Origin of the sequence: Solimonas sp. K1W22B-7 (genome assembly GCF_003428335.1) — a bacterium.
Classification (GTDB): domain Bacteria; phylum Pseudomonadota; class Gammaproteobacteria; order Nevskiales; family Nevskiaceae; genus Solimonas_A.
In genome coordinates this window covers 1,887,600-1,910,741 of sequence record NZ_CP031704.1, presented here as the reverse complement: position 1 = coordinate 1,910,741, position 23,142 = coordinate 1,887,600, and the positions used below count along the sequence as shown (strand labels likewise).

General features: G+C 67.3%; 19 protein-coding genes. 1 reads left to right on the top strand and 18 read right to left on the bottom strand.

The window, feature by feature from the left end; genetic code table 11:
* Positions 1–116: 116 nt before the first annotated feature.
* From D0B54_RS08795 to D0B54_RS08770, 6 genes are all read right to left on the bottom strand, one after another.
* A complete protein-coding gene (locus tag D0B54_RS08795) occupies positions 117–2,705 on the bottom strand; it encodes an efflux RND transporter permease subunit (RefSeq protein ID WP_117290965.1) in 2,589 nt (862 codons plus the stop codon).
* Positions 2,702–3,844 carry a WD40/YVTN/BNR-like repeat-containing protein gene (locus D0B54_RS08790; RefSeq protein ID WP_117290964.1) on the bottom strand — a complete coding sequence of 381 codons (1,143 nt, stop codon included), beginning with the start codon at positions 3,842–3,844 and terminating at the stop codon, positions 2,702–2,704. Before D0B54_RS08790 ends, D0B54_RS08795 begins: the two co-directional genes overlap by 4 nt.
* Positions 3,841–5,682, bottom strand: coding sequence for a DUF1329 domain-containing protein (locus D0B54_RS08785; protein ID WP_240433573.1), 1,842 nt, complete (start codon positions 5,680–5,682; stop codon positions 3,841–3,843). The genes D0B54_RS08790 and D0B54_RS08785 overlap by 4 nt, the downstream gene beginning before the upstream one ends.
* A 157-nt stretch (positions 5,683–5,839) precedes the next feature.
* Positions 5,840–6,334 (bottom strand): DUF3016 domain-containing protein, encoded by a 495-nt coding sequence (locus D0B54_RS08780; protein WP_117290963.1) that lies wholly within the window; start codon positions 6,332–6,334, stop codon positions 5,840–5,842.
* Positions 6,335–6,522: 188 nt separating this feature from the next.
* Positions 6,523–7,386 carry an SDR family NAD(P)-dependent oxidoreductase gene (locus tag D0B54_RS08775; protein WP_117290962.1) on the bottom strand — a complete coding sequence of 288 codons (864 nt, stop codon included), beginning with the start codon at positions 7,384–7,386 and terminating at the stop codon, positions 6,523–6,525.
* A gap of 64 nt (positions 7,387–7,450) precedes the next feature.
* Positions 7,451–8,824, bottom strand: coding sequence for a DUF1329 domain-containing protein (locus D0B54_RS08770; RefSeq protein ID WP_117290961.1), 1,374 nt, complete (start codon positions 8,822–8,824; stop codon positions 7,451–7,453).
* Between the two features lie 247 nt (positions 8,825–9,071).
* On the opposite strand from D0B54_RS08770, the gene D0B54_RS08765 reads away from it, so the two are divergent.
* Positions 9,072–9,995 (top strand): pirin family protein, encoded by a 924-nt coding sequence (locus tag D0B54_RS08765; protein WP_205527309.1) that lies wholly within the window; start codon positions 9,072–9,074, stop codon positions 9,993–9,995.
* Between the two features lie 245 nt (positions 9,996–10,240).
* On the opposite strand, the gene D0B54_RS08760 is transcribed toward D0B54_RS08765, so the two are convergent.
* From D0B54_RS08760 to D0B54_RS08705, 12 genes are all read right to left on the bottom strand, one after another.
* Complete coding sequence (locus D0B54_RS08760; protein ID WP_117290960.1) at positions 10,241–11,653, bottom strand: amidohydrolase family protein; 1,413 nt, start codon at positions 11,651–11,653, stop codon at positions 10,241–10,243.
* On the bottom strand, positions 11,635–13,086 hold the full coding sequence (locus D0B54_RS08755; protein WP_117290959.1) for a CoA transferase: 1,452 nt from the start codon (positions 13,084–13,086) through the stop codon (positions 11,635–11,637). The genes D0B54_RS08760 and D0B54_RS08755 overlap by 19 nt, the downstream gene beginning before the upstream one ends.
* A 36-nt stretch (positions 13,087–13,122) precedes the next feature.
* Positions 13,123–13,578, bottom strand: coding sequence for an SRPBCC domain-containing protein (locus D0B54_RS08750; RefSeq protein ID WP_117290958.1), 456 nt, complete (start codon positions 13,576–13,578; stop codon positions 13,123–13,125).
* A 10-nt stretch (positions 13,579–13,588) separates the two neighbouring features.
* Entirely contained in the window at positions 13,589–15,091 is a 1,503-nt protein-coding gene (locus tag D0B54_RS08745) for a class I adenylate-forming enzyme family protein (protein ID WP_117290957.1), read from the bottom strand.
* Between the two features lie 126 nt (positions 15,092–15,217).
* Positions 15,218–15,535 carry a hypothetical protein gene (locus D0B54_RS08740; RefSeq protein WP_117290956.1) on the bottom strand — a complete coding sequence of 106 codons (318 nt, stop codon included), beginning with the start codon at positions 15,533–15,535 and terminating at the stop codon, positions 15,218–15,220.
* A 137-nt stretch (positions 15,536–15,672) separates the two neighbouring features.
* A complete protein-coding gene (locus D0B54_RS08735) occupies positions 15,673–16,680 on the bottom strand; it encodes an alpha/beta hydrolase (protein WP_162932312.1) in 1,008 nt (335 codons plus the stop codon).
* 17 nt (positions 16,681–16,697) lie between these two features.
* Positions 16,698–17,063, bottom strand: a complete 366-nt coding sequence (locus D0B54_RS08730) for a Rieske (2Fe-2S) protein (protein WP_117290954.1) — start codon at positions 17,061–17,063, stop codon at positions 16,698–16,700.
* Between the two features lie 35 nt (positions 17,064–17,098).
* Positions 17,099–18,265 (bottom strand): thiolase C-terminal domain-containing protein, encoded by a 1,167-nt coding sequence (locus D0B54_RS08725; RefSeq protein ID WP_117290953.1) that lies wholly within the window; start codon positions 18,263–18,265, stop codon positions 17,099–17,101.
* Positions 18,266–18,275: 10 nt separating this feature from the next.
* Positions 18,276–18,716: a Zn-ribbon domain-containing OB-fold protein gene (locus D0B54_RS08720; protein ID WP_117290952.1), complete on the bottom strand. Its 441-nt coding sequence runs from the start codon at positions 18,714–18,716 to the stop codon at positions 18,276–18,278.
* Between the two features lie 166 nt (positions 18,717–18,882).
* Entirely contained in the window at positions 18,883–19,533 is a 651-nt protein-coding gene (locus tag D0B54_RS08715; protein ID WP_117290951.1) for a TetR/AcrR family transcriptional regulator, read from the bottom strand.
* Positions 19,515–21,200, bottom strand: a complete 1,686-nt coding sequence (locus D0B54_RS08710) for an FAD-binding protein (RefSeq protein ID WP_117290950.1) — start codon at positions 21,198–21,200, stop codon at positions 19,515–19,517. The genes D0B54_RS08715 and D0B54_RS08710 overlap by 19 nt, the downstream gene beginning before the upstream one ends.
* Positions 21,201–21,207: 7 nt before the next feature.
* Positions 21,208–23,136, bottom strand: coding sequence for a pyrroloquinoline quinone-dependent dehydrogenase (locus D0B54_RS08705; protein WP_117290949.1), 1,929 nt, complete (start codon positions 23,134–23,136; stop codon positions 21,208–21,210).
* Positions 23,137–23,142 lie beyond the last annotated feature (6 nt).

Here is a 23,142-nt window from a genome sequence, read left to right as displayed (position 1 = left end):
AAGTCGCGATCTTTTCAGGACTCGGCAAGGATCGCGACTCGCGTCGCTCCCACAAGATCACGGAAACAGAAAAAGGCGCGCCCTTCGGCGCGCCTTTTTGCTTACCTCACCCGCGATCAGCTCTTCTTGTCCTGCTCCTCGATCGCGTCGTCCGCGCCCAGCGTCAGGTCGCTACCCGCATGCTTCAGCTCTTCCTTGCCCAGGAAGTGCGCCAGGGCCGGCAGCAGCACGATGGCGCCGATCATGTTGGCGGTGAAGCCGAACAGCAGCAGCACACCCATGTCGCGCTGGAACTGCAGGCCGGAGAACAGCCACAGCGCCACGCCGGAAGCCAGGCCCACGCCGGTGAACAGCGTCGCCTTTCCGGTGGAACGCATCTTCTGGTAGTAGGCGTCCTCCAGCGTCATGCCCTTGCGCAGGCCGGCGGCGATCACCGAGTAGCTGTAGATGCCGTAGTCCACGCCGATGCCGCAGGCGAAGGCCAGCACCGGCAACGTCGCCACCTTCTGGCCGATGCCCATCCAGACCATCACGGCATAACCCAGCAGCGTCACCACCGACAGCGGGATGATCACGCAAAGCACGCCGGAGAAAGTACGGAACGACAGCCACAGGAAGAGCACGATCACGGCGTAGACGTAGCCGATGACCGGCAACTCGTTGCGCTTGACCTCCTCGTTGGTCGCCGCCATCACGCCGATGTTGCCGGACGCCAGGCGGAACTTGACCCTGTGGTCTTGCTGCGTGCTCTTGGTGTATTCCTTGACCGCGACCATCAGGTCCTCGATCGTCTTCGCCTTGTGATCGGTGGTGAAGATGAACAGGGCCAGCGCCGAGCAGGTGTCGTTGAGGAAGCCCGAGGTCGGTGGCACCAGGGCGGTGGACTGCGCCAGCGACTGCGGCGCACGCGGCAGCACCTCGGCGTCGAGACGGCCTTCGCTGAGTCCGGAGTTGGCGATCTTGGCCAGTTCCGGCAGCGACAGCACGTCGCGCACACCCGGCTGGTTCTTCATGTACCAGCTGAAGCGGTCGAGCTCCGACATCACGCCGTAGTCGACGCAGCCGTTGTCGAAGGATTCCGCGATGACCTTGAGGTGATCGACACCCATCGTGAAGTGCTTGGCCACCTCCGCCGCGTCCCGGTTGAAGCGCGAGTCGGGCTTGAGCTCGGGCACGCCCTCGGTGGTGTCGCCGATCTGCACGTGGTGGTACTGCGAGGCACCGTAGGCGCCCAGCAGCAGCGCGATCGTGATCGTGATCATCGCCGGCTTGCGACGGCAGAACACCGTCATCTTCCTGAAGATCGAGTCGCCGATGCGCTCGCGCTTCTCGGTGGCGATGCGGAAGGCCGCGAGGTTCGGCAGCTTGATGTAGGACAGCACCGTCGGCAGCAGCACCTTGTTGACCATGATCACGCCGACCATGCCGAGGGCGGCGTTGATCGCCATTTCACGGATGATCTGGATGTTGATCAGGTAGATCGTCAGGAAGCCGACGACATTGGTCAGCAGGGCGATCAGGCCGGGGATCGCCAGCGCGCGGAAGGTCGCGAGCGATGCCTGGGCGGAGCTGGCGTTGCGCGTGGAGATTTCGTTGGCCCAGGAGCTGACGTACTGCACGCCGTGGCTCACCGACACCGCCATGATCAGGAACGGCACCAGCATGGCGAAGGGATCGAGCCCGTAGCCGACCAGGTTGAGCAGCCCCATCTCCCAGATGCAGGACACGAAGGAGGTGGAGACGACGATCATCGCCAGTGGCAGCGAGCCGAGATAGATCCACAGCAGCGCGCCCATCACGATCAGGGCAATGCCGAAGAAGGCCGCCACCTTGTACGACTCGCTGGTCATGTCGTGCACGACCTTGGCGAAGCCGACGATATGGATCGTGGTGTTCTCCGACTCGTACTTCTTGCGGATCTCCTCGAGCTTCTCGCCGATCTGGACGTAGTCGAGGCTGGCCTCGCCCTTGCCCGGCTGGTTGGCCATGAGGATGCCGCTGACGGCCTTGATGCGCTGGCTGAAGGACGGACCGCCCTCGGGTGGCAACTCACCCGCGCGGGCGCCGGTCTCCCAGGCCTTGGACAGGCGCTCCGACATCGGCTTGGCCAGGTCTTCCAGGTCGGCGGTGGTACCGCTGCTGGGGTCATGTTCCAGCAGCTCGAACTGCACCAGGGCGGATTCCTGGTCCTCCGAGACCAGGCGGCCGATGACGCTGGCCTTGCCGACATTGATGCGGATGCGCTCCATCATCTCCGGCGTCGGCGCGTAGTCCGAGGGAATCACGTTCTCGCCGGACAGGCCGCCCTCCACCACCTCGACATAGAGGATGCTGGGGGAGAAGATCGAGGCGACGCGCGCGCGATCGACGCCCTGGACGTTGAAGACGTCCTCCTCGACCTTGCGCAGCGTTTCCATGAACTCCGGCTGGTAGATGTCGCCCTTCTTGTTGTGCAGGGCGATCAGCACCGTGTTGGCACCGCCGAAATCCCTGTAGTACTCCAGGAAGGTCTGCATGTACGGGTGCTCTTTGGGCACCATCTTCAGCCAGCCCGCGTTCGGCTTGAGCTGCGTGGACTGGAACGCGAAGAACAGGGTGAGCAGCGTCAGCAGCCCCAGCGTGAAGCGCCGGTACTTGAAGACCGGCGGTTCGACGATGCTGAGGATCGCCCGGGTCAGCTTGTTGGATGCAATTTCGGCGGTCACGGCAGGGCCCCCAGGTTTTGTGCGCCGCGACGACCCACGGCAATCAGCTTGCCGCCGTAGGGCAGAACGTCGACCAGTGTTTCCGCGGCCGGCAGCTTGACCAGCTTGAGCGAGCTCAGCGCCGGATCGGTCTTGAGTGCGACGGCATTGATGCCCACCAGCAGCACGCTGCCATCAGGCAGGCGGGTGCCGCCGAACAGGCTTTCCTTCACTGGACTGTCGATGCGGCGCCAGCCGAGCGCGGCGATGGCCGCAGGGTCGGTCAGGGTCTCGGCGGCGTACGGGTCGTACTTGGCCGGATCCTGCGTCGGCGCCGTGCCGACATCCTGCATCACGTAGACGTTGCCGCGCATGCCGTAGACCAGCACGCTGCGACCGCCCAGGGCGATGGCACCGAAGTAGGAGCCGGCGTAAGGCGACTGCAGCATCTCCCAGTTGGCGCCGCCATCGACGGAACGCGCCAGCAGGCCACGCTCGCCGGCGGCGAACAGGAGCTGGCCTTCCAGCCGCATCAGGCGGTTGAAGTGCTGGCCGAGATCGGCCAGCGGGAAAGCCTGTGCCTCCCAGGTCTTGCCGCCGTCGGCGGTGCGGTAGTAGGCGCCGTAGGCGCCGGCCGCGATGCCGTTCTGCGGATCGAGGAACAGCACGTCGTAGAGCACGCGCGCCTCGGGGTCGCTGTGCTGCAGCGACCAGCTCAGGCCGCCATCGGCCGTGTGCAGGATGGTGCCGTCGTAACCGACGGCCCAGCCGAGCTTTTCGTTGTAGAAGCGCACGCGCGTCATCATCACGCTGGCCGGCGACGGCACCTGTTTCCAGGTATTGCCGTCCTCGGACACCACGATGACGCCCTGCTGCCCGACCGCCACCAGCCGCTTGCCGGCCTGGGAGACGTCGAGCAGACGGGCCTTGGCGGCGCCCGAGACCATCAGCGCAGGGCGCGGAACGTCGGGCGGCGGTGGCGCTGCCTCGGCCGGAGCCCCCTCGGCTGGAGCGCCCTCCGCTGCGGCGCCCTCGGCAGGCGCCTCGGCCTGCGTTTCCTCGGCAGAAACGGCAACAGGCGCCGAGGATTCCTCGGCGCCCGCAACCGCTGCCCAGGCCGCCAGCATGGCTGCGGCGGCCGGCAGCATCAGGCGGCTCATTTCGACTTGGCCTTACGCTGCAGCGATGCCGGGGTGAACATCGCGTCGTCGTACTTGACCTCGAAGTCCGAGATGGCGTCTTCGTTGGTCATGGTCGTCACGAAGTAGCGCTTGGACTGCAGGTCGTAGATCGTCTCCGGGATGCCCGACACGGTCGGGATGAAGGGGATCGACAGCAGGTGCGCTTCCTGGAACTTCCACAGCTGGCCGCGGTTGTCGTAGCAGTCCACGGCCGCGATCGCCCAGGAATCCTCGTCCAGGTAGAAGCGGCGCTTGCCGAAGCGGTGGCGCTGGCCCTGCTTGAGCGTGGCTTCCACCACCCAGACGCGGTGCAGCTCGTAGCGCGCCAGGTCCTGGTTGATGTGGCCCGGACGGATGATGTCCTTGTACTTGAACGTCGGGCTGTTGAGCAGCCAGGAGTTGTACGGGATCAGCAGTTCGCGCTTGCCCAGCAGCTTCCAGTCGAAGCGCTCGAGCGAGCCGTTGAACACGTCGATCTGGTCGTTGAACTGCTCGCCGTCGGAACCGATCGAGGGGTTGTCGAAGCCCACGTCCGGAGCGCGGTTCACGCGGCCCAGGCCAGGGCTGTAGATCCAGGCGAGGCGGGTGTTGCCTTCGCCACCGGCGGTTTCGTGCACCAGGATGATCTGGCCGGCGACGCGCGGCGGTTCCAGCACCTCCTGCAGGTAGTAGGCGAACAGGCCGCCCTTGCGCATCTCGGCCGGCTCCTTGAGATTGGCGTACTTGAGCTTCACGTCCTCCACCAGCTTGGAGATCTTGTAGCTGCCGTCCGGCTTGACGATGGCCTGGTTGTTGTAGCGCTTGACCGCGGACCCGCGGAACTTGAGCTTGTGGTTCCAGATCGGCTCGGCGCCGGACTTCGGAATCGGGAACGGGAAGCCCAGCTCGGCCTTCTGCACGTCGTCGGTGCCGACCAGCGTGGCACGGCTGGCGTTGGCGATGGTGGCCTTGAGGATCTCGTCCGGGAAGAACGCGTTCCGGTACGACGGGAACACGATCATCTTGTAGTCCGGGTAGGTCTTGAACATGGCCTTGTGGCCGTCGGTCAGGACCTTGTCGTACTGCGCCAGGTTGGCCTTGGAGATGACGTACAGCGGACGCATCGAGGTGAGCGGGTCCGCCGCCTTGCCCGGCACGTTGTACTGCAGGAAGCCCTTCACGTAGGAAGGCGTGTACTTCATCAGCAGTTCGTTGGCCTGCACGCGGGTCTTGGGATCGTCGACGATCGCCAGGATCTCCAGCACGCGGGCAATGTCGAAGGCCTTGACCAGGCGCGACATCCAGTCCGGCTTGCCCTTCATGCTCTGGATGACGGCGATGATGTCGTCCTTCAGGGCCGGCAGCTTGACCTGACGCGACTTCACCGAGGCGATCAGGCCGTCCACGCTCTTGCCGCCGCGGGTCTTGAGGACCTTGTCGAACTCGGCCTTGAGCTGCACGTCGGCACTCAGCATCTGCTGCGTGATGGCGATGACCTTGTCGGCCTTGGACGGCTCGGCGTCCATGATCATCTGGCCCTGGTTCAGGATGTCGCCGACCACGCCGGCGTCGCTGATCATGGCCTGGATGTCCTTGACCAGGCGCACCCGCAGCTCTTCGAGCTGGGCGCGGGTGATCTTGAGCATCTCGGGGCTGAAGGAGGCCTTGCCGACGTACTGGGGGATGGTCCCGTCCTTGTTGCCGGCGCGCTCGGCGCCAACTTCGGTCAGGTCCTTGCCCAGCTTGCCGGCTTCGGCGGCGGACACGACGGCGAACGCCGGTCCCGTAAACATTGCGGCCGCGAACAACGCGGCACAGGTGATGACCTGCCGTTTCATGGGCTCTCCTCCCAGATGATGTCGATATGAAAAACGTTTACAGCGAATAATGTTACACACGCCGCCGGCCTAAGGACTGTCCGTAGTGACGTTCACTGTTGTCAGAAACGTCAGAACGGGCCACTCCGGACCCATGGGTTTGCCACTATTTCTTTTATCAGGCCGGCTGCCGGCCGCCCCCGAAACGGCTGCGGAACCAGTCCCCCAACATGTTCTTTTCGTAGCGTAGCGGATCGGAGCTGCGTGCGGACACCGCATTCAGGTAGTCCCGGTCGCTGATGCTTTCCTCCCCTTTGGCCAGTTCCCTGCCGTCCGCCATGAGGCGATAACGCAGGCGGATGCGCGGCCAGGTGGCGGCGCTCATGACGCGGACCTCACCGCGGCTGGCATCCCACCAGCGGAACTGGCCCGCCAGGTCCAGGTCCAGGATTTCCAGCGTCAGGGTCTGGTCGGGCAGCAGGTAGCGCTGGCCCAGGCGCTGCAGTTCGGTCTCCAGCTCGCGCTTGAGGGCGGCGGAGGGCTCGCGCTCCATGGGGCGCAGGCCGGCGTCGGTGTAGCGGTCCGGCTGGACGTACTGCAGCTCGACCCCGGCGGCGGACACGGCCAGGGGCAGCAGCAGGGCAAGGGAAGCCAGAACTGTCGGAACTCGCATGATTCCTCCTGCTCGGCGGGGCCGGGAACCCGATATTACTCCTGCGGGGCGTTCTGGGAAGGGCCGGCTGAAGACAGGCCCCGGTCCATTCAAGGCCAGCCGCGAATGCGTCAGCGGCGTCCTGCGTGCGCGAGGCGAAAAAAAGCCGGCACCCTTGCGGATGCCGGCTCTTTCCCTGTCCCTTTCGCTCAGGCCTTCAGGGTCGGAATCTTGAAGGTCATGCGCATGAGGGATTCCAGCTGGCTGTCGGAAAACAGGCGGCGCATCACGCCCATGGGCTTGACGTCCTTGCCCAGCAGTTCCATCGGCTTCCACTTCTTCCGGGCCAGGATCTGCAGCGTGCCTTCCAGCGCCTGCTCGGGCGAGCTGCCGGTCTTCTCCAGCATGTCGGGCAGCACCTGGCACATGACGCTCTTCAGCGGGTCATAGACCTTCTGGATGTCTGCGGGCTGCTCGCCCCAGGTCTTCAGGGTGTTGGCGTGGGAGTTGGCCGACATGGCGGTCAGCACGCCGCCGGGGATGATCGAGGTGACCTGGATGCCCAGCGGCGCCAGTTCGTGGCGCAGCGTCAGGGTCATGCCGTGGATGGCGTGCTTGGTCATGTTGTAGGCGCCGGCGCCGACCGGGTTGGCGATGATCGCGCCCGAGCTGTAGTTGGCGATGCGCGAGCCCGGCGCGTTGCGGCGCAGCAGCGGCAGGAAGGCCTGGATCACGCGCAGCTGGCCGAACATGTTGATGTTGAACAGGCGCTCCACCGCGGCCAGGTCCGCACCCTCGATGACGCCGACGCCGACATTGGCGACGCCGGCGACGTTCATCAGCAGGTCCAGCCCCTGCCCGTTCAGGGCCTGGGTCACAGCTTCGGCGCTGGCGCGCACGGATTCGGTCTTCGATACGTCCTGCTCGACGACGACGATGTTGCCCCCGGTCTTGAGGTCGGTGGGAGCGCCGGGCAGCACGCCGGCGAACACGCGCCAGCCCTGGGCGGCAAGTGCCTTGGTCAGCAGGTTGGCCTGGCCGATGTTGGCGCCGGTGATGAATGCGGTTTTCATGATTTCCTGTCCTTGAAAAAAACGGGGCGGCTTTTCAGCCGCCCCGTTTTGAAGATTTGAGACGTCAGTGGCCGCCGCGGGCCGCCGCTTCCGGCGTGAACATGGCCGGGGTCAGCGGCACGTTGACGCGCCACCAGTCCTTGCCGCGCTCGTTGGTCAGGTAGCCGGCCTCGTAGGCGCCGGAGGTCAGATCGTGATAGATCGACGCGCCGCGGTGCCAGGTGGCGGATTCCTGCGAGTAGAAGTAGGCAACCGTGGCGACGCGCCACAGCTGGCCGCGACCGTCCTGATTGTCCGCCCACAGCGCGATCCAGGAGTCCTCGTCGGCGTACAGGGTGCGCTTGGAGTAGATGTGACGCATGCCGGACTTCAGCGAGCCCTCGACCACCCAGACGCGGTGCAGCTCATAGCGCATGTAGTCGGGGTTGACGGTGTTCGGCTTGATGATGTCCGAATACTTCAGGGCCGGGTCGTTGATCTTGAAGTTGTGGTACGGAACGTAGATTTCCTTCTTGCCCACCAGCTTCCAGGTGTAGCGCTCCGGCGAGCCGTTGAAGACGTAGTCGTCGTCGACGGTGCGCAGGCCCGCGGGCGGAACCGGGTAGTCGCAGCAGACTTCCGGCGCCTGGCGCACGCGGCGGATGCCGGGCTGGTACTGCCAGGACTGCGTGGCGTCGTTGCTGAAGTTGTTCGGCTGGTAACCGACGGCGACGAAGCCCTTGTCGCGCTCCGGCAGCAGATAGCCGGTGTAGAAGTAGGCGTTGATCTTGTCGGTGTACGAGCCGCGCTTGTTCGGGTTGTTGCCCGGGTTCATCGTCATGAACTTGTTGCGGCCCCAGGCAATGCTGCCGTTGGCGTAGACGTCGGCGATGTCGCAGACCGCCTGCTCGGTGTAGGCGCGATGCGGGTTGATGATGTTCCAGACCGCCTCGGAACCGCTGGTCGGGAACGGGAACGGAATCGCGCCGCTGATGCCGGTGGTGCCCAGACCGTCGTTCACCACTTCGGCGGTGACGGCGTTCTTCTTGGTGGTGTCGCAGACCCAGGGCTTGAACCCGAACTCGCGGTGGCTCGGGTAGACGTTCATCTTGTAGGACTGCGGATACTTCTTGAACAGGGCCTTCTGGCCCTCGGTCAGCTTGTCGGCGTACTTGGTGTAGTTCTGCGCCGTGATCGTGAAGAGCGGCTTCTCGTCCTTGTACGGGCCCGGCTCGTAGCCGAAGGGCTTGGTCTGGCCCGGCCAGGTGCCCACGTACTTGCCCGAGTACTCGGGAATGGTGCCCTCCTTGTTGCCGGCCTTCTCGGCGCCCATGCAGGTCAGCTTGGGGCCATCGAGTTCGGCCGCTTTCTGCGCCGAAACCTTGGCGGACGCGCTCTGGGCCGCCAGGCCGGCCATGCTGGCCAGCAGGAACGACGCCAGTACGGGTTTGAATTTCATCCAGTTAACTCCTCATTAGCATGGGGAATGTGTCATCCCCTTCTAGTCTGTGCCAGCCCGGTGCGGATAGCCACGAACCTTGGTTCGAACCGCCGTGCCATGTTATTGCGGCTCCCTTTTCCTGCTTCGTCCAAACTGACTACTCCCGCACTGCAACATAAACTGTGGGCCGCGGGGTATCCGACCACGACCGACAGCACGACGTTCCCGCTTGCATCCCATCCATGACTGCGCGAGCCTGCCGCCCATGAGCCTGACAGCCCCCTCCGACACCGGCGGTCCGCAGCATCAGCGGATCGAAGCTTCCACCGCAACCCTGGGCGAGGGCATGCGCATCGCCCGCGCCCTGCCGACGCGCCAGCGCCGCCTGGTCGGGGCCTGGTGCTTCCTCGACCATTTCGGGCCCGCCGACGTGTCCAGCGGCCGCGGCATGCGCGTGGGGCCGCATCCGCATATCGGCCTGCAGACCGTGACCTGGCTGCTGGAGGGCGAAATCCTGCACCGCGACAGCCTCGGCAGCCTCTGCCCGATCAGGCCCGGACAACTCAACCTGATGACCTCCGGACGCGGCATCTCCCATTCCGAGGAATCCCCGGTACCACGACCCGCCGGCATGCACGGCGCGCAGTTCTGGATCGCCCTGCCCGAGTCACGCCGCCACGGCAACCCGGCCTTCGCGCATCACCCGCAGTTGCCGCAGGCGCGCCACGAGGGCTTCGCCGTCACCGTGCTGGCCGGCACCGCGCTGGGCGAGCGCTCGCCCGCCGAAATCCACACGCCGCTGGTGGGGATGGAACTGCGCAGCAGCGACGCCGCGCAGACGCAGTTCCCGCTGGACCCGGGCTTCGAGTACGCCGCGCTGGTGTTGCAGGGCAGCGTCACGGTGGAAGAGGAGACGATGCTCCCCGGCACCCTGCTCTACCTGGGCCAGGGCCGCGACCGCCTGCGCCTGCGCTGCGACGCAGCGGCGGTGATGCTGCTGATCGGCGGCGAGCCGATGCATGAAGCACCGATGCTGTGGTGGAACTTCGTCGGGCGGACCAAGGAAGAGTTGACGCAGGCCTGTCGCGACTGGAATGCGGAGGCGGAGTATTTCGGCAAGGTGGTGGGGTATGACGGGGCGCGGCTGGTGGCGCCTCTACCTCCGTGGGCAGAACCGGTCGGCACCTGAGCTGCCGCTGCCATTCACGATGCTGCAGCCAGTGTAGGAGCGAGCTTGCTCGCGACCCGGTGGAGAGGTCGACAGACTCTCGTTCAAGCGGGAGACACCTGGCCTGACAACCGGGTCGGCAGCAAGCTGCCTCCTACCGAGCGCCAGGTCCGCGCGAGATCAGCAGGTAGGGTGCGCATTGCGCACGCGGGACAGGCCTGGCCGGGACAAATGGTGCGCGATGCGCACCCTACAGGCTACAGGCGCTATGGCTGCGCAGGGCCGGCGTGGATCAATCGCCCTTCTCTCCAGCACGCTCTTACCTGCACCTCTGCCAGCGCAAGGCGCGCCTTGCTCCAGGGCTGTGTCAGCAGGCACAGATTCGCTACCGCCCCATGCTCCAGCACCGGCAACGCACTGCCCGGCGCCTCCAGCGGCGTGGTGAACAGTGCCAGTGCCTGCTCCGGCGTCAGTGCCTCCATGCCCGCGACCGGCTGCCCCGCAGCGCTGCGGCGGCGCACGGCGGCGTCCATCGCGAGCCAGGGATCGGCATCGCCGTAGGGTGCATCGGAGCTGCCGGCCAGGCGGATGCCGCGATCGAGAAAACCGCGCAGGCGGTACAGCCAGGGGCGGTCGGACTCCTCGACGTCGCGCAGATAGACATCGCCCCGGCTGTAGACGAAACCCGGCTGCGTCACCACCGCCAGCCCCAGTTCGCCAACCTGATCCAGCAACTCCGGCGGACAGACCGAGGCGTGCTCGATGCGATCACCTTCGTTCACACCGGACTCCCGCAACGCCGCCAGCGCGAAGGCCAGGTCGACGCGGCTGACGCAGTGGAAGGCAACGCCGCGGTCCGCCGCATGCGCCGCGCGGATGCCGGCGCAGAGCGCGTCGAAATCCGGCAGCGCGTGATCGTGCAGGTGGAACTTGCGCTGGCCGCGCTGCAAGCCTGCGCGTGGCGTCATCGTGTCGAGCCCGGCGTTGCCCATCACGCGCAGCGATTGCAGCAGTTCGCCGCTGCGCCGCGCTTCGGCGAAAGCCTCCCAGCTGGCGGCGTCGTTGTCGTGACTGGTGTCGCAGAGGCCGCTGAGGCCGCGGCTGGCGAGCCAGCGGCTGAGCGGCCCCAGCGCCGGGCGGCGGCCGCCGATGCGCGAGCGCAACCAGGTGTCGGCGTCGTAGAGCCGACCCGTCGCAAGATCACCGCGACGTTCCAGCGGATCGTCGCGCGACTGCTCCACCTGGGCCAGCGCCGCAGAGTTGAGCAGCCACAGGCGGCCGCTGCGATGCTGCAGGCGCGCGGGACGCGAGGGCAGCACTTCGTCGAGCCACTGGCGACCGATATCACCGGCGACGGACTCGTGGTAGCCGATGCCGCGCAGCCAGTCGCCCGCGGGCAAGGCCGCATCCGCGGCACGCAGCGCGGCGACCAGCGCGGCAGCATCGGCAACCGCGGGCGGCCCGCACTGCACGGAAGCGCGGGCCGCGGCCAGCGCGTACAGGTGCAGGTGATGATCGTTGAGGCCCGGCAGCAGGGCGCCGCCGTCGGCGTCGAACACCTGCTCGCCCGGCTCGGCCGGCAGGCCTTCGGAGATTTCCAGGATGCGTCCGTCGGCGATGCGCACGTCGACGCGCCAGGCGGCGATTTCGGCGCGGCGGATCAGCACGGGTGTGTCCATTCGGCCAGCACTTCGTCGGTGTGCGCGCCCAGAGCCGGCGCCGTGCCGGAAGCCTTGCGCGCGACCGGAGCACGGGCACCGCCGTCACGATCGGCCAGCGCCGTCCAGGCGCGCTGGCGCTCGCGCAAGGCTGCGTCGTTCGGCAGGTCGAATTCCAGGCAGTGCTGCACGACCTCGCGCAGTGCCAGCGACACCAGCCGGCCGCCGCCTTGCAGCCAGCCGCTCCAGGCGGCCAGGGCCGCATGCAGGCCGGTCAGGGGATCGGCGATCGCGTCGCCGACGATCAGCTGCTGCCCGGTCGCACGATGCAGGATCGCCGTGAGCCCGGCGGCCACGGCGGCATCGTCGCCGTAGGCGATCCACTGCTCCTGCGGTTCGCCGCGGCCATGGCCGCTGAGGCTGATCCAGGTCAGGCCATGCTCGCGCGCCAGCGCTTCGGCGTCGAAGCCCATCTGCCGCAGGGCACGCGGACGCGAAGCTTCGATGACGATGTCGGCGGCGGCGATCAGCGCGCGCAGTTGCGCGCGGCCCTCTTCGCTGCGCAGGTCGAGCGCGACACTGCGCTTGCCGGCATTGAGCAGATTGAAGAAATCCAGTGGGCCATTGCGGGCGCCGTCGGGACGTTGCGTGCTTTCCAGCTTGACCACGTCGGCGCCGAGCTTGTGCAGCAGGTGCCCGCAGAGCGGGCCGGCCCAGAGGGAGGAGAGATCGAGGACGCGCGGGGCTTCTTTTGCTCCTCTCTCCCGCTTGCGGGAGAGAGGTGGGGAGAGAGGGTTTCTGTAAAGCTGGGCTATGGTCATCCAACCATCATTTACAGAACCCCTCTCCTCGGCAATTGCTCCATGCATTGCCCTACCTCGGGGATCCATCCCCTCGCCTGCCCCTCTCCCGCAAGCGGGAGAGGGGTTCACATTTGCGAGAGCTAAACCCAATAGGTGGCCCTGCTCGATCAGCGGTGCAACCTCGCGTGCTTTCACCGCGCTCGCGACCGAGTCCCAGTCCGCCGAGACTTCCGCCTCCAGCCAGGCCGGCAGCAATTCCCAGTCATCGTCACGCGCAAGGTTCAGCGCAATCCAGCCATCGGCAGCCTGCAGCAAGCGGCAGGCGCCTCCGGGAGAGATGGCGCCGGCACGTACATGGCCGGCAATGGCAGCGCGTTCGGCCAGCAGTTGCGCGGCGTCGATGCCATCCAGCGCGCCGGCCGGCGCCAGGCTTGCCAGCGCGGCCAGGGCGGCGTCGGCGCAGGCCGCCAGCGGCGCGGGAAACATGGTGGGGGTATCGGGCTCGCCGGTCAGCGCCATCAGGCCGCTGCGCGACCAGCGCAGGGCGGGATGCGTCTCAGCCAGGGCGAGCGGGCTCGAAGCCTGCTGACCCAACTGGGCCAGCAGGCGTTCGGCGTAAACCAGTGCTACGGCGTTCTCGCGCTCGGACATGGCGCGCAGTACAGCAGACGCGGCGATGCCGCGCTATCAGGCGGCCTTGCGCTGGCGCGCGAGCTCCTCGGAGCGCTGCTGGATGCCGGCGGTCATGCCGGCGAAACCGGTCTGCAGCTTCGACCCCAGCAGACCCACCACCACCGGGTGCAGCCAGCCCTTGAGGTGGAAGTAGGAGCGGTAGCGCGTGCGGCCGGGGCCGATGGCCTCGACGTCGTGCGAGCGCTGGCTCGACAGCGTGTTCAGCGGCACCGCCTTCATCTGGTAGGCGAAGCGCTTGCCGGGCACGAACTCGGTGACCCATTCGCGCTGAGCCTGCGGCCTGGCCATCAGCTTGACCCGCATGTCGATGGGATCGCCGGGTTTGAAGGAGGTCTGCATCTCGACCTGGAAGGGATTCCATTCCGGGTAGCGCGCGATGTCGGTGATCACTTCCCACACCACTTCGGCAGGGGCGGCAATCTCGAGGGTCTTTTCGATGACGAAGGGCATGTAATAAACCTCAGGCAGCCTGTTGCACGAATTCCTGGCGGATGACGCGACGCAGGACCTTGCCCAGCTCGTTGTAGGGCAGCGCATCCTTGAACACGATGGCCTGCGGCACCCGCGAGGAGCGCAGCTTGTCACGCACCAGGTCCTGCAGCTCGGCGATGCTGGCGCTGGCGCCGGCCTTGAGCACGACGGCGGCGGCGACACCCTCGCCCCACTGCTCGTCGGGCATGGCGACGACGGCGACGTCGGCCACGGCGGGGTGGCCCAGCAGCACGTCCTCGATCTCGCCCGGGGAGATGTTCTCGCCGCCGCGCACGATGACGTCGTCGGCACGGCCGTCGAGGAACAGGTAACCCTCGGCGTCGAGGTAGCCGCGATCCTTGGTCGGGAACCAGCCGTCGGCGTCGAGCTGGCTGCCCAGGGACAGGTACTCACCCGAAACCTGCGGACCGCGCACGAACACCAGGCCCGCTTCCTCGGCGCCCAGCACCTTGCCGGACTCGTCGCGGATTTCGATCTCCACGGCGCCGGGCTTGCCCACCGAGGCCAGGCGGCGCTGCACGGCAGGGTCGCTGCTGGCGGCGGCGGCACGGTGGTCGTCCGGGCCCAGCACGGCGATCGTCGAGCTGGTTTCGGTCAGGCCGTAGGCGTTGGTGAAATCCACCTTGGGGAACAGTTGCATCGCCTTGGCGATGGTGGACAGCGGCATCTTGCCGCCGCCGTAGGCCAGCGCGCGCAGCGCCGGCAGCTGCGGCTGCGCACCGGTCTCCACCAGGTGATCGACGATGCGCTGCAGCATCGTGGGCACCAGGAAGGCGTTGCTGACACGGTTGTCGCGGCAGGCATCGAGCCAGGCGGCGGCCTCGAAGTTCTCCATCTGCACCATGCGGCGGCAGGCATAGGTGGAGCTGAGCGCTGCCGAGATGCCAGCGATGTGGTACGGCGGCACGGTGACGACGATGGCGTCGTCTTCCTCGGCAGCGGCGAATTCCACGGTCCCAACGATGTACGACATCAGGTTTTCGTGGCGCAGGATCGCGGCCTTGGGCTCACCGGTGGTACCGCTGGTGAACAGCTGCACGGCGATGGCGCGCGGATCTTCGTCCGGCTGCGGCGGCTCGTCGCCGCCTTCCGGCAGGGACAGGAAGGCTTCGCGATCGATCACCTGGATGTCGCTGCGCGGCTCGATCTTGCCGGCCAGGTCTGCGCTGGTGATCAGCACGGCCGGGGCGACGCGCGCCAGCAGCTTGTTGATCTCGGCCGGGGTCAGGCGGTAGTTGAGCGGCACGTAGGGGATGCCGGCGTAGGCGGCACCGAACAGCGCCACCGGCGCGGCGGGACTGTTCACGTCCAGCAGGGCAACGTAGGCGACGCCGCTGGCCTTGAAGCGGCGGGCCGCACGCCAGGCCGCCTCGCGCAGTTCGGCATAGGTGTAGCGCTGGCCGCCGGAGACGACGCCGATGCGGTCGCCGAAGGCTTCGGCGGCCATGTCCAGAATGGTTGAGATGTTCATGGGCTCAGGTCCGGAGGCAGAAAGCCATTCAGTCCGCAAATAAACGCGAATGAACGCGAATCGACCGTAAGGACAACTTTCATTTGCGTTGATTTGCGTTTATTTGCGGACTGCCTTGCGGGTCTGTCAGTCCGACGACGGCAGCTGCTTGGCCTGCTTGATTTCCAGCGCGGTGCCGTCGAGCGACAGCGTGCCCTTGCCGCCCTTGGTGCAGAGCAGCTCCAGGGATTCGTCGGCGTTGACGTAGCGCTTGCCGATCAGGGTGCCGCCCGACAGGGCCGGGTCCAGCGTGCCGCCGGCCGCGGCCGCGGCGGTGGCGCCCACCACGTCGGCACCGCCACAGCTCAGCTCGAACTCGCCGGCCGGGGCCTTCACCACCATGACCTGCGTGTCGCAGACCGTGCTCTTGAAGCGCGCGCCTGCCTTGAGTGCCGTCTTTGCCATCTTTGTCTCCAAATCAATCAGTTATGCAATGCCTGAGGCCGCCGGCGGTGACACGGCGGCCGATGGGGTGAACTTTAGTCCAGTGGCGGGCCCGGTACCCCGTCCACTTGAGTGAGTCTGGCTTACCGCCAGAGGGGTCAGCCCGCGGCGCGCTCCGCCGAGATCTCCACCACGGCGCGGATCCACAGCGCCAGGCGCTCGAACAGGCCATCGCGCGAGGGGAACAGGAAGTGGCTGTGGCCGGCTTCCTTGAGGATGTGCAGGGTGACGTCGCGCGACTTGGGGAAGGCCGCCGGAATCTGGTGGGTGGGGCCGGCCATGTCGCGCTCGCCCAGGCCCAGGAAGATCGGCACCTCGATCTGCGCCGCCTCGGGCGCGACATTGCCGGGCAGCATCGACATGAAGGCCGGTACCGGCAGCAGGGGACCGCGTGCCGCCTTGATCGCCTCGACCGCGCGCGGGTCGGCATTGCCGCCGCCGTAGATCGAATTGGACTGCGGATCGGGCCGGATCACCGGGTAGGACTCGACGAACATCTTCTTGGCCAGGCGCGGCAGGTGGACACGTGCCGCAGCGGGATCCGCCGCCAGCTCGCGCGCCTCGGCCGGCACGTATTCCGGCAGGCCGCGGGTGGAGAAGCCCAGCAGCACGATGCCGGCATGCTGCTGCGCCTGCGCCTGCTGCAGGACGGTCATCATCGCGCCCATGGAATGGCCGACACCCAGGCTCAGCAGATGCGGCAGGCGTGGAATGCCCGGCACCAGGCTGCCTTCGCGCAGGCGGCGCAGCACGGCATGAGTGGCCTGGCTGTTGGCACGGGCCAGCAAGTCGGCGGTCAACAGGTAGCCGTCCTCGGGACGGTCGCTGTCGCCGATGCCGAGGTGATCCATGGTGACGACGATGAAGCCGCGCGCGCTCATCTGCCGCGCGAAGCTGAAGCTGCTGTCGCCGTCCGAGGGCATCAGGTCGTAGTAGCGGCGGTTCATGCCGCCACCGGGCAGGCAGACCAGCACCACCGGCGGCGAACGCAGGCTGCGGAAGTCGGGCGTGTGCACGTCCACGGCGATGCGCGCCGAAGGCAGGTCCGGCAGCTCGATGCCGGATTCGACGCGCAGGCTCGCGCCGTACTCGGAATGGGTCAGCATGTTCATGTCGTCGGGAATCAGCTTTCGAGATACAGCTTGCCGTCCACTTCGGTGACGGCGACGGTCTGGAGCGGCGCGGGCTTGCGGCCGGCGGCGACCAGGGCACGGCTCCACTGCGGCAGCGGCAGGCCGGCGACGGCGGTGACCCAGTCGATGTTTTCACCACTGCAGGCGTCGAAGCGCGAGCCGTGCCAGGGGCAGCGGATCACGCCGTTCTCGACCTTGCCGCGGGTCATGGGCAGGTTGAAGTGGGGACAGCGGTTCTCGACGGCGCAGGCGCGGCCGCCGACACGGGTCAGCAGCAGTGAGCGCCCTTCGGCGCTCACTGCATGCAGCTGTCCTTCCTGGACCTCCCCCGAGGCCGCCAGTTCGACTCGCTTCATCGCCCTGCTCCCTGCGGGCCCTGCCCGCCCTGCGCTTACCCGACGCTGAGAACCGCTCCCGCCATGCCGGAGGACACCAGCACGTTGCTGACGTTCTTGACCTGGTTGACCGAGCTGCCGCGAATCTGGCGCACGCCTTCGGCCATGCTGTTCATGCCGTGAATATACGCCTCTCCGAGCAGGCCGCCATGGGTATTCGTCGGCAGCAGGCCGTCGATCGCCAGCGCACCGGACTTGACGAAGTCCTTGCCCTCGCCCGCCTTGCAGAAGCCGAAGCCTTCGAGCTGCAGCAGCACGTGCGGGGTGAAGGCGTCATAGATCATCGCCGCCTGCATGTCGGTGGGCTTCAGACCGGTCATCTCCCACAGGCGCTTGGCGGTGCCCTGCGCCTCCGGCATCACGGTCAGGTCTTCGTGGTAGTAGTTGGAGATCACTTCCACGTTGTAGGGGATCGACTGGGTGGCGCCGAGGATGCGCACCGGCTTCTGCTTCAGGTCGCGCGCACGCTCCAGGCTGGTGACCAGGATCGCCTGGCCGCCGTCGCTCTCCTGGCAGCAGTCGAGCATGCGCAGGATCGGCTCCATGATCCACTTGGAGTTCTGGTGGTCTTCCAGCGTAATGGGCTTGTTGTAGAACCAGGCCTTGGGGTTGGTGGCGGCGTACTTGCGCTGCTGCACCGAGATATGGCCCAGGTCGAGGTTGGTGACGCCGTACTTGTGCATGTAGCGCTGCGCCTGCAGCGCGCCCCAGCTGGCCGGGGTCATGGCGCCGAAGGGCACGCACCACAGCAGCGAGCCGGTGCCGTTGCCGGACTGGTAGCTGGTGGTGTTGGTCGGGTTCTGGCCGAAGCGGTACTGGCTGCGCTCGTTCATCGCGCGCCAGATCAGCACGTTGTTGCAGACGCCGGCGTTGACCATGGCCATGGCCTGGAAGATCGTGCCGGCCGCGGCGGCGCCGCCGCCGGGGATGCGCGTGGTGTAGGCCAGGTTCTTCACGCCCAGGCAACGCGCGAGCATCATCTCGTCGCTGTTGTCGATGGTGAAGGTGATCATGCCGTCGATGTCGTGCGGGCTGATGCCGGCGTCGTCGCAGGCGGCCTTGGCGCACTCGGCGGCCAGCTGCAGCTCGCTGCGGCCGGACTCCTTGGAAAACTCGGTGGCGCCGATGCCGGCAATGGCGGCTTCGGTGAATTTGCGGGCCATGTGGTTTTCCTTAACGCTTGATGGGCCGGAACACCGGCACCTTGTGATTGTTCATGGTCGGCTCGAAGCAGACCTCCACCGGCATGTCCTGCGTCACCTGGTCGTAGGCCACGCCGACGACGTTGGAAACGAAGCGGGTGCCCTCTTCCAGTTCGATCACGGCGATGATCGGGGCTTCCTTGAAGCCGAACGGAGGCGGATGGCGGGCGATGGCCCAGGAATGCACGGTGCCCTTGCCGGACAGCGGGACTTCCTCGCTCTTGACGCTGAAGCAGATCGGGCACATCGGCCGCGGCGGGAAGCGGAACTTGCCGCAGTCGCCGCACTTCTGGCCGAGGAACAGCTCCTTGTCGGCGCCCTCCCAGAAGAACTTGGCGTCGATGGTGACGATCGGCGGGATGCGGGTCGGCTTGGGCGCGGCGGGTGCCGCAGGCGTTTCTGGCGTGCTCATGGGTCCCCTCAGGTTTGCATGGGACCTTACAGGGCCGGGCCGGAAAAAGGCCTGCTCTATTCGGGTGAGGCCGCGGCCACCGCAGGAGCGGCCGATGGCCGCGGCCTCTTCCTTCCCAGTCAAAAGCGGGTCGCGGCCACCGGCCGCTCCTACTTCCGTGGGCTAGCTAGCTGTCTTTGAGCATCGCCAGCACGGTCTGCTGGATGCGTTGCAGGTAACGGCCGGTATTGCGCACCTTCTGCTCGAACACGCGCTCGATGGTCAGGCCGGTCAGGAAGCAGTGGGCGAAGGTCAGGACCTCGCGGGCACGGGCATCATCGACCTTCGCATCGACAAAGATCTCGCGCAGGGAGACCAGCAGGTCGCGGCTGAAGCGGTCTTCCCAGTTGGCGGGGGCCACTTCGTGGAAACCGCGGGTGGCCAGCAGGATTTCCAGCATGGCCAGGTAGGCATCGTCCTGGTAGTGCGACCACATGGTCTCCAGGAACAGCTCCACGCGCTGCTCCAGCGTGCCGCTGCGCAGGGCCGGGTCGGCCATGCGCTGGGCGAAGCGCTCGTGGGCCAGGTTCATCACGGCCTCGAGGATTTCTTCCTTGTTGCCGAAGTGGTGCTGGGCCGCGCCCCAGGTGATGCCGGCGCGCTCGGCGATGCGGCTGGAGGAGGCATGCGAGTAGCCGCCCTCCTTGATCAGGGAAATGACCGCGGAAATGATCTTTTCGCGGGTACGCCGGGTCTTCAGCGCCTGCTTGCCCAGGGGCGCGGCGGCGGCATCGGCGGAGGCTTTCCGGCGCTTGCCGGCTACGAGGTCACTGCACATGCGTGTTCAGCGGCAAGGAATCCGAAGGTCATGGCCGGCCCGAGGGTGGCACCGGCGCCCGGATAGTATCGCCCAGTCACCGAGGCGGCGCAGTTGCCGATGGCGTACAGCCCGCGCAACGGGGCGCCATTGCCATCCAGCACCCGGGCATGCTCATCGGTCTTGAGGCCGCCCTTGGTGCCGATGTCGCCCGGGTGGATCTGCATGGCGTAGTACGGCGCTTCGGCCACCGGTGCCAGGCAAGGGTTGGGCTGGATGCGGACGTCGCCGTAGAGCAGGTCGTAGGGGTTCTCCCCGCGCTGGTAGTCGGCGTCCTTGCCGGCGGCGGCAAAGCCGTTGAAGCGCGCCACCGTGGCCTGCAGGCCGGCGGGGTCGATGCCGAGCCGGCTGGCCAGTTCCGGAAGGCTGGCGGCGCGGGTGAGCAGCTTGCGCTGCGCCGGCTGCAGCCAGTTCAGGTGCATGCCGCCGGGCAGCAGCGGCCCATAGGGGTATTCGCGCTTGTAGCGCGCGTCGAAGACGATGTAGGCCGGCAGGTTGCCGGGGCCGTACATGGCCTGCACCGCGGTGGTGTAGGCCACCGATTCGTTGAAGAAGCGCTGGCCTGCCTGGTTGACGACGATGGCACCGGGCATGGAGCGCTCGGTGAACAGCATGCGCGCGCGGTCCTCGCCCTGGAGGTGGATGGTCGGCCCCCACCAGGCCTCGTCCATCAAAGCGGTGGCGGCGCCCAGCTTCTGCGCGGCCAGCAGCATGTCGCCGGTATTGTTGGGGTTGGCGGCAGACCATTGCGTGTTGCTGGGCGCCGGCAGGTAGCGTTCGCGCAGCTGCTGGTTGTGCTCGAAGCCGCCGCTGCCGAGGATCACCGCCTTGCGGGCGCGCACCCGCAGCAGGCGGCCCTCGCGCTTCACGGTGGCGCCGGCCACCCCGCCCTGCCCGTCGGGCAGCAGGTCCACCGCGGGCGAGGCCAGCCAGATCGGCACGCCGGCGTCCACCAGGGAGTGACGCAGGCGCGCGACCAGGGCGTTGCCCATGGTCAGGCGCCGCGAACGGCGCGAGAACAGACGCCAGGGCAAATCCAGGAAATAACCCACGGCCAGCTGCAGCAGCAGCTTGAACCAGCCAGGCGATTTCGACAGCAGGATCGCACCCTCGGTGTTGGTGTAGCCCATCATGCCCATCACGCGGGTCTGGCGATGCGGCTCGTGCAGTCCGGCGAAGTCCTCGCCCAGCTGGCGCGCGTCGTAGGACAGCGGGTCGATGGAGCGGCCGCCGGGCTTGGCACCGGCCAGGTGCTGGTAGTAGTCCGCGTAGTAGGGCATGGCCTGGAACTCGACGCGGCTGTGATCCACCAGCCAGCGCAGCATGCGCCGGCCATTGGACACGTAGGAGCGGACGTTGGCCTCGGGCACATCGTCGCCGGTGAGCGCGCGCATGTAGCCCAGCGCTTCCTCCTCGCTGTCGGGGATGTCGCAGCCCGGCATCAGGTGGTTGGCTGGGATCCACAGGCCGCCGCCGGAGGTGGCGGAGGTGCCGCCGTAGTGCGTCCCCTTCTCCACCATCAGCACCTTGGCACCGGCCCTGGCGGCGCGCAGCGCGGCGGTCATGGCGCCGGCGCCGGTGCCGACCACCAGCACATCGGTTTCGTGGTCCCAGTTCTGCTCGCTCATCGATGCCTTACTGAAGGGTGAAGGCGACGATCGCGTCGCCGGTCTTGGTGCCCAGCGCGCCGTGGCCGCCGGCACCGATCACCAGGTATTGCTTGCCCGCCGCCTTGTAGGTCATCGGCGTGGCATGTCCCGCGAAGGGCAACTCGTAGCGCCACAGCTCGGCACCGCTGTCGGTGTCGATCGCGCGCAGGGACTTGTCCATGGTGGCGGCGATGAAGGCGACGCCACCGGCGGTCTGCAGCACGCCGCCGGAATTGGGCGTGCCGGTGTCGAAGTGATCGCCGAAGGGAGCCAGGCCCTTGAGCGTGCCGAGGCTGCGGTCCCAGAGCTTGCTGCCGCTGTCCAGATCGATGGCCACCAGCCGGCCCCAGGGCGGCGGCACGCAGGGTGTCTGCAGCGGCGACAGGAAGGGCGCGCGCACGGTGACGTAGGGCGTGCCTTCCTGCGGGTGCATGCCGACCAGGTCGGTGGCGCCGGCGGCGCCGTGGTAGTCCTTGCGCGGCACGGCCTGGATCGTGAACGGCGCGGCCTGCAGGTTGACCAGCAGGCGGTTGCGCACCGGGTCCACCGAGACCGAGCCCCAGTTGATGCCGCCGCCCAGGCCCGGGTACTGCAGCGAGCCTTTCAGCGAGGGCGGCGTGAACACGCCCTTGTACTCCAGCGCATCGAAAGCTTCCTGGCACTTGCCCTTGTCCCAGAAGGTGACGCCCCAGAGATCCTCGCGCTTGAGCGTCAGCGGGTGCAGCGGTGCCGGCCGTGTCGGGAAAGGCTGCGTCGGCGAGGTGTGCTCGCCGGGCAGCGTCGACTGCGGAACCCTGCGCTCCTCCACCGGGAACAGCGGCTCGCCGGTGAGGCGATTGAGCACGAAGACGAAGCCGAGCTTGGTTGCCGCCACCAGCGCCGGCACCGGCTTGCCGCCGATGCGCGCGGTGAACAGCACGGGCTGCGCGGCGACGTCGTAGTCCCAGACGTCGTGGTGCACGGTCTGGAAGCGCCAGCGCAGCGCGCCGGTGTCGGCGTCCAGCGCGACGATGGACGAAGCGAAGTAGTCCAGTCCGTGACGCTCGGCGCCACCGTAGTGGTCGGGCGCGGCGTTGCCGGTGGGCGCGAAGACCAGGCCGTTCTCGGGATCGGCCGACATCATCGCCCAGACGTTCGGCGTGCCGGGCGTCAGCGTGGCGCCCTGCTTCACCTGCTCGGCGGTCACCGCCGGCGTGCCCGGCGGCACCGGGTCCCAGACCCACTTCAGTTCACCCGTGCGTGCGTCGAAGGCGCGCAGCGCGCCGCTGGGCGCGGTGATGCGCTGGCCGTCCTTGACGAAGGCGCCGGTGACGATACGGTCGCGGATCACCTGCGGCGGCGAGGTCATGTAGTACTCGGCGACACCGACCTTGCCCAGGCCCTGCAGCAGGTTGACCTCGCCCTTCACTCCGAAATCCTCGCAGCGCTTGCCGCTGCGCGCGTCCACCGCGATCAGGCGCGCGTCGACCGTGCCGCCGTAGATGCGTTCGGCACAGGCGGCGCCGGTCTTGGCCTGCGCGTCGCGCCAGTAGGCCACGCCGCGGCACACCGGCGAGTAGACACCGTCGAGCTTCACCTTGGGATCGAAGCGCCATTTCTGGCGGCCGCTGGCGGCGTCCAGCGCGATGATGCGGTTGTAGGGTGTGCAGAAGTACAGCGTGCCGTCGACCTGCAGCGGCGTGGCCTGGAAGGCGGTGGCACCGTGCTGTTCGTTGCCCTGCGAGAAATCGCCGTGGTTGAAGGTCCAGGCGGGCTTGAGCTTCTGCACGTTGTCGCGCCGGATGTCCTTGAGCGGCGACCAGCGCTGCCCACCGGCGTCGCCGCCGACGTAGGGCCACTGGCTGGGGGCTTCCGCCGCGAGCGCGGCCAGGGGCAGCAGGAACAGCAGGACGGCACGGCAGAGACGCTGGGGCATGAGCTC